This window comes from Paenibacillus sp. P13VS (assembly GCF_015143645.1).
GTDB lineage: Bacteria > Bacillota > Bacilli > Paenibacillales > Paenibacillaceae > Paenibacillus > Paenibacillus xylanilyticus_A.
This window is the reverse complement of the sequence record NZ_WYEV01000016.1, coordinates 24,840-37,578: the sequence shown is the minus strand read 5'-3', so window position 1 is coordinate 37,578 and position 12,739 is coordinate 24,840. Positions and strand designations below refer to the sequence as shown.

The 12,739-nt window shown below is 45.2% G+C and carries 8 protein-coding genes; 6 read left to right on the top strand and 2 right to left on the bottom strand.

Features of this window, described 5'->3' with window-relative positions; genetic code table 11:
• Positions 1-39: 39 nt before the first annotated feature.
• Together GUA98_RS26390 and GUA98_RS26385 are read left to right on the top strand one after the other, a co-directional pair.
• Entirely contained in the window at positions 40-2,874 is a 2,835-nt protein-coding gene (locus GUA98_RS26390; protein ID WP_193724922.1) for a glycoside hydrolase family 2 TIM barrel-domain containing protein, read from the top strand.
• 161 nt (positions 2,875-3,035) lie between these two features.
• Positions 3,036-3,662 carry a spore coat protein gene (locus GUA98_RS26385; RefSeq protein ID WP_193724921.1) on the top strand — a complete coding sequence of 209 codons (627 nt, stop codon included), beginning with the start codon at positions 3,036-3,038 and terminating at the stop codon, positions 3,660-3,662.
• A 188-nt stretch (positions 3,663-3,850) separates the two neighbouring features.
• Here GUA98_RS26385 and GUA98_RS26380 read toward each other — a convergent pair whose 3' ends face one another.
• Entirely contained in the window at positions 3,851-4,663 is an 813-nt protein-coding gene (locus GUA98_RS26380; protein ID WP_193724920.1) for an undecaprenyl-diphosphate phosphatase, read from the bottom strand.
• Between the two features lie 450 nt (positions 4,664-5,113).
• On the opposite strand from GUA98_RS26380, the gene GUA98_RS30230 reads away from it, so the two are divergent.
• Positions 5,114-6,835, top strand: a complete 1,722-nt coding sequence (locus tag GUA98_RS30230) for an ABC transporter ATP-binding protein (RefSeq protein ID WP_193724919.1) — start codon at positions 5,114-5,116, stop codon at positions 6,833-6,835.
• Positions 6,836-6,955: 120 nt separating this feature from the next.
• Here the strand turns inward: GUA98_RS30230 and GUA98_RS26370 are convergent, their stop codons facing one another.
• Complete coding sequence (locus tag GUA98_RS26370) at positions 6,956-8,728, bottom strand: ABC transporter substrate-binding protein (RefSeq protein ID WP_193724918.1); 1,773 nt, start codon at positions 8,726-8,728, stop codon at positions 6,956-6,958.
• Between the two features lie 139 nt (positions 8,729-8,867).
• Here GUA98_RS26370 and GUA98_RS26365 point away from each other — a divergent pair, with 139 nt between their 5' ends.
• The 3 genes from GUA98_RS26365 to GUA98_RS26355 all read left to right on the top strand — a co-directional run bounded on the left by GUA98_RS26365 (position 8,868) and on the right by GUA98_RS26355 (position 12,651).
• Positions 8,868-10,103: an MDR family MFS transporter gene (locus GUA98_RS26365; RefSeq protein WP_193724917.1), complete on the top strand. Its 1,236-nt coding sequence runs from the start codon at positions 8,868-8,870 to the stop codon at positions 10,101-10,103.
• A 378-nt stretch (positions 10,104-10,481) separates the two neighbouring features.
• The gene (locus GUA98_RS26360) at positions 10,482-11,930 is read left to right on the top strand and encodes an amino acid ABC transporter substrate-binding protein/permease (protein WP_193724916.1); all 1,449 of its coding nucleotides are present in this window, start codon (positions 10,482-10,484) and stop codon (positions 11,928-11,930) included.
• Positions 11,923-12,651: an amino acid ABC transporter ATP-binding protein gene (locus tag GUA98_RS26355; protein WP_095358210.1), complete on the top strand. Its 729-nt coding sequence runs from the start codon at positions 11,923-11,925 to the stop codon at positions 12,649-12,651. Before GUA98_RS26360 ends, GUA98_RS26355 begins: the two co-directional genes overlap by 8 nt.
• Positions 12,652-12,739 lie beyond the last annotated feature (88 nt).

The following is a 12,739-nucleotide window of genomic DNA, read 5'->3' as shown; positions in this document are numbered from 1 at the left end:
TAGACAAGTGCGGTTAACCCATAATTAGGAGTTGAAATCATGTTGCCCATCATTAACTTGCAAGGAGTCTGGAGAATGCAGCTTGACGAGAACAAGCTGGGAATCAATACTCCGTATGACGACACGATTACCATGCCAAATACAACGTCTCATGCCAGAAAGGGAAAGAGAAACGAGCTGGCCGAGGTTGGGGCGCTCACAGACGAATACGCTTTCGAAGGGTGGCTCTGGCTGGAGCGGGAATTTGAGGTACCGGAGGAATTGGAAGGAAAGTACTGCTGTCTGCATCTGGAGCGTACACGGGTTACAACAGTCTGGGTTGATGATATTCCACTAGGTACACGCAACAGTCTCAATACGCCCCATGAGTATGTGCTTAAGGAAGGGCTCTCTGCCGGTACACATACCGTTCGAATCAAGGTGGACAACACCAGCTACCCAACCAAAGGCGGGCATATGACTTCCAAGGATACACAGACGAACTGGAACGGCATTACGGGTAAACTGGAATTGAAATTCAGCAATGAAGCACGGATGAGGGATGTGCAAATTTACACGGATGCGATGCATAAATCGATAACGCTTTCGGTAAAATTGGATGGAGAGCTGCAGAACACCCAAATCGCCGTGTCTGCCCAAAGTTTCGCCATTGATGAACAAACTTCCGGCCTAGAAGAAGCTGTACATGAAGTTGGAGAGCGTTTGTACCCGGTTGATCATAACGAGATGAGTATCTCTTATGCGTTGGGAGATAAAGCGCTCTTATGGAGTGATGATGCACCTCATTTATATACGATTGCCATCACGCTGCGAGAAGAGAGCGGGAGAATCATCGATGATCGAGACATCGTAATTGGACTGCGGGATTTCAAGGCGAGTGGAGACAAGTTTACAATTAATAATCGACCCACCTTTTTACGAGGCAAGCATGATGGATTGATCTTCCCGCTAACTGGCTATGCACCAACGGACGTGAACGAATGGGTGAGAATCCTCAGCATTTCGAAATCCTACGGTATTAATCATTATCGTTTCCATACTTGTTGTCCACCTGAAGCAGCATTTGCTGCAGCTGATATGCTGGGAATCTACATGGAACCCGAGCTGCCATTTTGGGGCACGATTACGGATGAGAGCGATGCGAACCATAACCAGGCAGAACAGGACTATTTGATTGAGGAAGGCTTCGCCATTCTGCGCAGCTTCGGGAATCATCCTTCGTTTGTCATGATGTCACTGGGGAATGAGTTGTGGGGGAGCAAGGAAAAGCTAAGTGCTATTCTGAAAGATTATAAGGCATATGATCAGCGCCATTTATATACTCAAGGCTCAAACAATTTTCAGTTTACCCCGGTTATTCTGGAGGAAGAAGATTTCTTCAGTGGTGTGCGGTTCTCCCGTGACCGCTTGATCAGAGGTTCCTATGCGATGTGTGACGCGCCGCTGGGGCATGTACAAACCGATCTGCCTGGTACGATGAAGGATTATGATGAGCATATCCACCCTCAGCAGCACACTGGACTAGAGGATTCCCATTTGCAGGAACAGGAGATTCAGATCCAATACGGGACAGTCTCCAAAACGGTGAAAGCGGCTGCAACAGACAAGGAGCTCATTCCGCATCTTCCTGTGGTTTCACACGAGATTGGGCAGTATGCCATGTATCCGGATTTTGCAGAGATTGAAAAGTATACAGGCTCGATCAAAGCTCATAACTTTGAAATCTTTCGAGAACGATTACAGGCTAAGGGGATGGGGCATCTCGCTGAATCGTTCTTCCGTGCCTCAGGTCAATTGGCCGTAGATTGTTACAAGGAAGAGCTTGAGGCAGCTTTCCGTTCCGAGCGACTTGCAGGCTTTCAGCTGCTTGATTTGCAGGACTTTAGCGGACAAGGAACGGCCCTTGTCGGCATATTGGACGCATTTATGGACTCCAAAGGTTTAATCAGTGCTGAAGATTGGCGAACCTTCTGCTCGGATGCTGTTCTCTTGGCTCGCTTTGAGAAGTACAACTATGCGGCTCGTGAGACATTCAACGCATCGGTAGAGTTGAGCTATTATCGTCAGTTCCCTCTGAAAGGGGAAACGTTGCGATGGGAATGTACTCTAGGAGACCGCGTTATATCCGAAGGAGAACAGCTCATTACAGAGGATCACATGAAGCCTTACCAGAAGCTTGGGAACATCCATGTAACTCTGCCCAATGTAGATAATATGTCTCAGGTATCTTTTAAGTTATCCATATCGAATACGGATATTTACAAATCCTATAACATTTGGGTCTACCCAGAGCAAGCGGATCGTCAGTTTGCTGATGCGCCTGTGTTCAAGGAGCTGACAGATGCAGCCCTGCAGAGGTTGGAAGAGGGGGGCTCCGTTCTTCTGCTGGCTTCTCCCGGACAGGTTACCAACGCTATTGAGGGCTTATATAGTACGGATTTCTGGTGTTATCCCATGTTCCGCTCTATCTCGGAAAGCATGAATAAACCTGTTCCGGTAGGTACGCTTGGTTTGCTAATTCAGAATGATCATCCGGCTCTTCAGCATTTCCCAAGCGAGATGCACTCCACTTACCCATGGTGGAATATTGTTACCCATTCGAGTTCCATCATTCTGGACGACCTTGCGTCTGATTTACAGCCGATTGTGCAGACGATCGATAACTTTGAGCGTAATCATAAGCTTGGACTGTTATTTGAGTGCAAAGTAGGCAAAGGCAAAGTTTTAGTTGGGTCATTGGATTTTGCCCAGTTGCTTAGTCAGATCGAAGGGCGACAATTTATTCATAGTCTGCTGCAATATATCGAGAGTGAGGATTTTGAACCGACTCACGAGATGACTGTTCATGCAATGAATCAACTGCTGTTTAAATAAAATGGAAGTAGGAAAGACCGTCTCTTGTGATGGTTTTTCTTTTTTTACAGCATACGTTAACCAAAATTTATACCGAATATCTTGAAGAACGAAACTTCATAATACATTAGTCTGCGAAATGGGACAGCCAAAAATAACAGATTAATGGGAGGTAATTCCACATGCAATTGCAAAATCATCAAAACATTGAAACAGGTACAATCCCACCACAATTTAACCATGGCGGACATGAGATGTTTGATGTCCATGAGGTGCTTGCTGGAGCCATTAATACGTTAAATACCTATACGATGCTGAGTCAGCATGTCCAAGATCCGGAACTGCGCGATATTTTGCTGCGTCAAAAACAATTTATGTCCGAAGAGTACAACATTACGCTGGAATGCTTCAGAACTGGACAAGATCCATCCAAACCGACGCAAAGCTATAAGATGTCACAGGGCAACGACTTCACATATGGCATGAAACCAAGCCAACCGAAGAAGCCAATGCTCTCTGCAACTGAAATTTGTGATCAAAGCATCTCTCTGAGCATGTTAAATGCAGTGAAATCGGGAGCAGTAATGAAAACAACGGCTGCGCTTGAATCAACAAATCCGGTGGTGCGTCGTGTACTGGCAGATTCGCTGCCAAACTGTATCGAGATGGCATATGAGATCTCCATTTATCAGAATAAAAATGGTTTCTATCAGGTGCCACAGCTGCCTCAGCAGGATATGCAGCAAATGCTGAACGGGTTTGCTCCATCCATGATTGAATCACAAATAGGTGGAAACTTGCCGCACTAATCTGTAACGTGTAGAACCCGGCCCCATAGAGGACATGCTCATGTCTACTATGGGGTTTGTCATGCGCTTTGTTCATATACTTAAATATTAGAGACCTTAACCTTGAGTAATGTTTGGCGAGTTAAATTATAAAAAAAAGAACACCGGGCTGAACGCCAGATGTTCCTTTGCGAATACAGGTCTTAAAGTTACAAGAAAATAAGCAATAATGTTCCGGCAATAAAACAGTAGTAGGAGAAATATTTCAAATTTCCTTTGGCCATAATGCCCATGAACCATCTCATTGAGAAATATGTGACTACGAGTGTCGTTATGAAGGCAATCAGATAAGGAATGGCAAGCTCTGACCGATTGGGATCGTTTGCGATATCGGATGCTCCCAAGACCAGACCCCCCAAGCTAATGGGGATATACAGCATAAAGGAGAATCTTAGGGCCGTTTCCTGCTTCATGCCGACCGCTATGGAAGCTATTACGGTTGCTCCGGAACGGCTGATCCCCGGAATCAGGGCTACGGCTTGAGCCAACCCAACCAGAATCGCATCTTTGGTAGACAGATCTCCATCACGTTTACGGCCGCGCAGATTGCGAATGAGCCATAAGGCAACACCGGTAACTAATAGAGCAATGGAAACGGTATGTACGGAAGCAAAAACTTCTTCAATGCGATCCTTGAACAGCACTGCAGCGAGCGCAGCAGGAATCGTGCCGATAATAATGTATAACACAAACATAAATTCTGCCCTGTATTGCTGGTCACGTGTACGAAGGTATTGAATTGCGCCAATAATCAGCTTCTTGATATCTTCACGAAAGATAAAAACAATAGCTATTAGTGAAGCTGTGTTGGTTAGAATTTCAAACGATAATCCGTTTTGTTTGATGCCCATCAGCCGCTGTGCAATGATCAGATGTCCGCTAGAAGAAACAGGGATGGGTTCCGTTGCTCCTTGGACCACACCCAAAAACAAATACTTCAACCACAAAATAATGTCTTCCATCTTCTCCTCCTTGACGTTATTTCCAGAAAAAACACATAGGTTCTCATTCTATCATGATCATAGCTTGTTCCCTTGTTGAGTTGCAAGTTTTAATAAAAGTTGTACGAATTCACTTGAAATCGTTGGTTGATTTTAAGGGAGGTTAGCGGCTATACTAGACCATATCTTTTGAATTGAGGTGAAATGATTGTCTTATCGTATCGTTCGAAGTAACTAGTTTTCGGGCCGGATCAAAACGCGTACCGGCTATCAAGGGGGGCGTCTGCCCATTTGATCGCATGAAACTGGAAACTTCGGATGGTGCCCAGGCAATCATTTTGTTCGCAGGCCAGGACACATCAGATCGATGGAAACTACAATGACCTTCTCATAGAGAAGGACTTGCACAGGTCCATGACTGACTCGTCCTGGCCTTTTTCTCATTTTAAAAGATAAAGGGGCAAGAGAACGGTGTTAAAACAATGTTTATTTCAGTTAAAATGGTGGATTTTCCTATACATTGCCTTAGGCTGGGGCATTCAGCTATTCAGCAGCCTGGGGATATTCTTCTTCCAGAAGATATTGGATACGGCAATACAGGTAAATCGGATGGACCAGATGATCCATTTGATCATGATCTACGGAGCACTTCTGGTGGGGACGGTCATTCTGAACTACATGGATGAGTACCCGAGCGTTTATCTGTCCAAACGGTTGACTGAGCAATTGAAGATCATGGCACTGGCCAAAATAGCAAAAATCGACTATCAGGCCTATCAAAACGTGGGGACTGGACAAATGATCAAAGTCATTGAAAATGGTGCAGAAGCAGGGAATGAGATCATTTATGGTTTTTACCTTAAAACATTGCATGAACTGCTGCCGACGATTCTGTTCAGTCTGCTGTTTATCAGCTTCTACGATCCACGGATTATGATTGTTATTGCGGCGGGTTATGTCGTCGTATTTGGAGTAACGAACCTGATCTTGAAATTTCTGTACCGAATGAAATCAACGATATTGAACGAACAGGAGTCCATCTCCAGATATTCAATACGCGGATTCATGGAACTGGTCGTATTTCGGACGAACAAACGATATGAGAAGGAAATGGCGAAACTCAGCGCATCAGCAAGGCTAATGATTAACAAAAGCGCGCAGCTGCGGATGATTCATGAAGCTTTTTTTGCGATATTTGAGGTGTTTATCACCATCATTAAGCTTGTGATCCTGTTCTTTGGAGTTAAGAGCGTTGTTACAGGTGAATCCTCCATTGGCGTTATCGTGGCATTGTTTCTTTTCATAGAAAAGATATACTCACCAATCGCCATATTCAATGTGCTGTTTGTGGATTATCGGCTGAATCAAGTGACCTATAAGCGGTTTGAAGCGTTCATTCAAGCTCCGGAGGACCGCAACCTGGATCGTGGTCATGAAGTCATGGGGCTCAAGGGGAATGTGGAGTTTCGCGACGTGTCATTCGGTTACGGTAAGAACAGCATCTTACATGAGATCTCGCTGACCATTCCTCAAGGGTCTTCAGTCGCATTGGTTGGCATGAGTGGGAGCGGAAAATCAACGTTGATCAAGCTGTTAACCGGCCTGTTAAAAAAGAACAGAGGCAAGCTGCTGGTAGATGGTGTGGATATCGACGAGCTGAAACTGAATAGCTACTATGATCATATCTCATACTTGTCACAGGAGACACCAATCTTCGATGCGACCATCCGGGACAATATTTGTTTTGATCAATCGGTCTCGGATGAAGCTCTCTATGAATTGTTGGATAAAGTTCATCTTAAACAGACCATTCTGAAATGGCCGGAGGGATTAAACACGCTTGTAGGCGAGAGAGGGTTGAAGTTGTCCGGCGGGGAACGTCAGCGGCTTGCCTTTGCCCGAATCCTGTTACAGCGTAGAAACGTGTTGATTCTGGACGAACCGGTGTCGGCTCTGGACAATATTACGGAGAAAAGCATCATGGAAACGATTCTGAAAGAGTTCAGCGGCAAAACGGTCATTATCGTCGCACATCGATTGAATTTCATCCGGCAGGTCGATCAGATCGTGGTAATGGACCAAGGAAACATTGTGGGTCAAGGACCTTTCGATAAATTGATTCAGAACTGCGAACCATTCCGGGAGCTGTGGCTAAGAAAGGACGAGGAGCAAGTTTTGCAGCCGATTGAATGATAGTGGTGGGGGGAGATCCATTTCAAATATATCTTAGGTTCGGATTGTTCCAGAACTGAAGAGAAAGATATAACAACAAAAAAAGGATTTCCGTCATTGGACGGAAGTCCTCTTTTTATTTTACTGCTTGATCCATATCTTAGAAATGTCCATAAAACCAAAGTCCGACGTCTGCAAGCCTGACAGGCTCTGATTAAGATGAGCCCTTTTGTTCACATGAGCACCATGCAATATCCAGGAATTACGGCGTAATATATCCTCAGCTTCATTCAACAGGCTTATCCGATCAGGTTCATCCAGCTGTGCAAAAGGCTCCAGCTTATCATCCAATATGGAGATCTGCTCAGGTGACATGCAGGCATTGAACTGATTGGACGACGTCTTGAAATAGTGAATCATGCCATATTGCCAATCCTGCTCCAGAATCTCCTCGGCCATGATTAAATCCGCAAATGATGTCTCTTCAGGCTGGAGGTTATCGATAGAAGCAGCGACCTCAATGTGCAGTCCAATTGCTGCTGCACGTTGCTGTATCCAATGTGCAACACGCATATCCTTGTTAGCGGTACAAGACAGAATGAGGGTCTCGCCCTGATAACCGCTGCTGTCGAGCAATGGATGAGCATGATCAAGCGATGCTTCCGACCAATGCTGCTGTACACTTCTCCATGGGAGAAAGCTGTTAGCGGGTCTAATCAGATTCTCACCCAGTTCAGCGACCAGAGCTGCAGAGTCATACACCATTCTCAGTGCTTGCCGAAAATGGGGATGATGGTGAACGCCAGGCTTCTGGAAGTTAAACAGCAAGTACTGGCATCCGAGTGCAGGATAGTCAATATCTGTTGGCGTTACATCGTTTGCAGACTTCTTCAAGCGATCGGTTCCTTGCAGTTCATAATATCGGTGCTGGCTGCCCAAGTCCGGTACAAACCAGATATATACCTGATCGAGGAGGGGACGAAGCCCATAATAGCTGTCAAATGCATGAAGTACGAGCACTTCATTATTCAGTTCACCAATCTGAAAAGGACCTGTACCGATTAGTTGGTTCGAACTGTCAACATCATAGGGAAGAATGGTCATGGGAATGCAGCTGAACAGGTGCAGAAAAAAGCGATTGGGCTGATGGAGATAAAAACGAATGCAGTAATCACCATCTAATTCGGTGTGCTCGATATCCCGGTACAGCCATAGCGAAGGACTTTGCACGTCATGCAGACGCTGCCACGTTGACTGCACATCTGCTGAAGTCATGATGCGTCCGTGATGAAACCGGACACCCTTACGCAGATAAAAGACCCACATTTTGTAGTCCTCACTGCATTCCCACGAGTGTGCAAGACCTGGCTGAAATGTCCCTGACTGAGCATCAAAGGTAATTAAAGTATTGCATATCTGACCAAGCAGATAAGTCTCAAATGCCGTATAGACTGAAGCCGGGTCCAGATCCCCCAAACGGCGAGAACGCATCATTCGAAGTACATCCTGACCCGAGCTTGTTTCCATATGGCTGTGAAAACCCATCTGCTGGTTCAACAGACGCAGCAATCTCTGCCTGATCACGCCATTCCAGTCCCAAGATTCCAGCGAACCGATGAGTTCGACAGCTTCCTTCATTTTGCCATTGCTTATTAAGCCAAGAAAGTGATCTTCCATTACTTCGTCCATACTCTTTAGAAGTGTTAATTTGGAGTGATGTCCCCTGCCAATCCCCGGCTGCCAACAAATGAAACCAGCCGCTTCCAGCTTACGCAATATGAATTTGACATTCCGAGGAGTACAGAATAGCGCGGTCGAGAGATTTTCTATGGTTATCGCAGCAGGTTCATTCATTTTAAGCGACAGCTGCGCCGATGTGACAAGCCGAAGATAGTGTGTGATGTATGTATCCATAGGTCTGCTCCTTTATAAAAGGTGAAACGCAAAATAAATTACTTACACTTTTATTTCCCCCTTTGATCCTTACAATTATAACTAATGAAAGTGACATGCGCAGTCCTTTTTTAATCACCCGGAATAGGAGATATACCTTATGAAGCAGCTTCTTCGGCAAATACATCCTTTGGCGTGGACCATCATTATCGGTACCAAATTCGGACGTCTGGTGACATCCATGAGCATTCCGTTCTTATCCATCTATCTAACTCGCGTATTGGAGGCTTCACCGACAGAAACGGGCCTAACCGTTGCAGTAAGCTCTCTGGCTGGCGTACTCATTAGCTTCTACGGAGGATACATTTCGGATCGGATAGGTCGTCCAATGGTCATGCTGGTCTCGGTGTTTAGCTGGGCAGGCGTTTTTTTCATCTTTTCATCGGCGCAGCATTTATGGGTATTTTTCATTGCCAACACCCTAAATGGCTTATGCCGTGCTTTTTTTGAGCCGACTTCACGGGCGTTATTGTCGGATATAACGCCTTCACAGCATAAGCTTCTCGTTTTTAATCTGCGCTATGCCGCGATTAATCTTGGTGTTGTTTTCGGCCCAATAATCGGACTCTACCTTGGATCAGCAGAATCAACGTTTCCGTTTATCATAGCAGGCATGGTATATGTAATGTACGGACTGGTCTTGTTGTTTCAGTTTAGCGTTAGGCATACCGATCTCCCTAGGCCAGTCCACGCTCTTGCACCTAGCCTGAGAGCTGCTCTGAGTACAACCACTAGAGACCGGGTATTCCTGATGGTCCTCATTGGAACAACGTTCTGCGAGCTGGGTTATGGACATTTCGGTTCAACGTTAGCGCAGTATCTGACCCTGAATCCGAATATAGAGAACGGAAGCCAAATATTCTCCTATATGTTCTCTCTTAACGCCATGACTGTGCTGCTCGTACAATACCCGATTGTACGGACGGCCAGGCATTATTCGCCAATTGCCTCGCTCATTCTTGGTAATATTCTTATCGCTGGAAGCTTGCTGCTGTTCGGATGGGCAGACGGACTGGTGCTGTTATTCATTAGCGTCATCCTGTTTACCATTGGAGAAGTGCTGCTGTTTACCATGATGGACTTGTTCATTGACCGGATTGCTAAGCCGGAGAACAAAGGGATCTATTTTGGAACCATTGGCTTTAATCATTTGGGCAGTGTGATAGCGCCTGTGTTTGGTGGTCTGCTTCTTGGCCATTTTGGGGCAGCGAATGGGGTTTTCGTCTTTGTTCCGCTGGCACTCGCAACAGCGCTGGGTCTCCCTTTTCTATGGAAGGCACGTCAACATCAAATTTCGCGGGAACGTCAAGAAAAAGTGTTTCAAGCGAGTGCTTAAAAAGGTAATGGAAGGTGCGGCTGTTGACAGTTATATGTACATGGTTGAGACAAAACATTTTTGATTGAAAGAGGAATTATTGTAAATGATAAACATATTCCAGATGAATTCCGTAAGAAAAAACACAAATTCATCACTCTCCAAAAATTGGCCGAGTAGTGGAACGAAAGAAAGAACGAGTGCGCTTTACAACGGTAAATAAAGAGTGAATGCGATAAGAGCCTTCACCCGTCACACGGGAAGCATCCTATTGGAAAAGAAATCAATACTTAAAATTTAAAATGTTTATTTTCACAAAAACAATATGACTGTATAATGGGCAATACGTCTGAAAAAAATGTAACACAGTAACGTAGTAGACCGAGAAGGGGAGGACATATGAAAACAACAAAGGTCTCGTTTTTTGTACTTTCGCTAGTGCTGCTCTTGGTGACCGGACTATCCGGTTGGGCGGGGGCTGCTGATGCAGAGTCCAACACCAGCAAAACCTATGTCATCGGCACAGACATTACCTTTGCTCCGTTTGAGTTTGAGGATGTAAATGGTGATTTTGTCGGAATCGACATGGATTTGCTTGATGCCATTGCCAAAGATCAAAATTTCAAGTATCAAATTAAAGCTCTCGGATTCAACGCAGCCGTACAGGCACTGGAGTCAAACCAGGTGGATGGCGTTATTGCGGGGATGAGTATTACCGATGAGAGAAAACAAAAGTTTGATTTTTCTGAATCATATTATCCTTCTGGTGTCGTAATGGGTGTTAGTGTCAACAACGATACCGTGAAAAGCTACGAGGACCTCCGAGGCCAAAAAGTTGCCGTAAAAACCGGAACAGAAGGGTACAGTTTTGCTGAATCCATCGCTTCAAAATATGGCTTCACAATTGTTCCGTTTGATGATTCATCTCAGATGTATGATGATGTGAAAACCGGAAATTCTGTTGCTTGTTTTGAGGACCATCCTGTTTTGGCGTACGGTGTTAACCAAAATAATGGTTTGAAAATCGTAACCGAAAAAGAAGAAGGAGCATCCTATGGTTTTGCAGTAAGTAAAGGGAAAAATCAGGAACTCCTGAAAATGTTTAATGATGGGTTGACAAATATCAAGGCTAACGGAGAGTATGATCGGATCACCGAAAAATATTTAGGTGAGAATGCGCCGACAACTGCCAACTTGGGTCGCTGGGAGTTGGTTCAGAAATCTCTTCCATCCTTGATTAAGGGCCTGGGTAACACGCTATTATACACCATCGTTTCACTCTTTTTCGCATTTATTCTGGGCTTGGTCTTCGGATTTATGAAAGTGGGACATAATAAATTCCTTCGCGGTGTTGCTACCGTATTTGTGGATGTTTTCCGCGGGATTCCATTGATTGTCCTGGCTTTCTTCATCTACTTCGGGATTCCGCAGGCACTGGGCTTCACGATGCCTCTGTTCCTGGCCGCTATTCTGACGCTAAGTCTGAATGCCGGAGCATACGTTACCGAAATTATCCGTGGGGGGATTCAATCAATTGATCGTGGACAGATGGAAGCTGCCCGTTCACTGGGCCTGCCTTATCGCAAAGCGATGATGAAGATTGTTATCCCTCAGGCCATCCGGATTATGATTCCTTCTTTCATTAATCAGATGGTTATTACACTGAAAGATACGTCAATCTTGTCCGTCATTGGTCTGGTGGAGTTGACGCAATCGGGTAAAATTGTCATCGCAAGAACGTTTGCCTCCTTTGACATCTGGTTAACGGTTGCGATCATGTATCTGATTGTCATCATTGCATTGACTAAAATCGCTGACTATCTGGAGGTGAGAGTTCGCCGTGGGTAAAATTAAGGTTGAAGGATTGAAGAAAAGTTTTGGCTCTAATCAGGTTCTGAAAGGAATCGATATGACGGTCTCCGAAGGTGAAGTGGTCTGTGTCATCGGACCGTCCGGTTCAGGAAAAAGTACGTTTCTGCGCTGTATAAACCAATTGGAAGAGATCACGGCAGGCCGGGTTATCGTTGATGATCAGGATCTGAATGATCCGAAAACCAATATCAATAAAGCTCGTGAAAATATCGGAATGGTATTTCAGCACTTTAACTTGTTTCCGCATTTCAGCGTGCTCAAAAATATCATGTTCGCACCAAGAGAGCTTGGTAAGCTGAATGAACAGCAAGCTCGGGAAACCGCGCTGCGCTTGCTTGAGCGGGTAGGCTTGTCGGATAAGGCGGACAGTTACCCTAACAAGCTTTCGGGTGGTCAAAAACAACGGGTTGCCATTGCTCGCGCACTTGCGATGAATCCAGACGTTATGTTGTTTGATGAACCGACTTCCGCGCTAGATCCCGAGATGGTTGGTGAGGTTCTGGGCGTAATGAAGGACCTCGCAAGCGAGGGAATGACGATGATGATCGTAACCCACGAGATGGGATTTGCCCGTGAAGTTGCCGATCGGGTGATCTTCATGGATGGCGGATACATCATCGAGCAGGGTACACCTGCCGAAATCTTCGGTAATCCGAAGCATGAGCGTACGATCAGCTTTTTGGAAAAAGTACTTTAATATTTGGCGGAAAAACCTTCAAGACACGGTGCTTGAAGGTTTTTTTGTTATATGTAAATCAGAAATCGAGAGGTTAAATATGGTAATA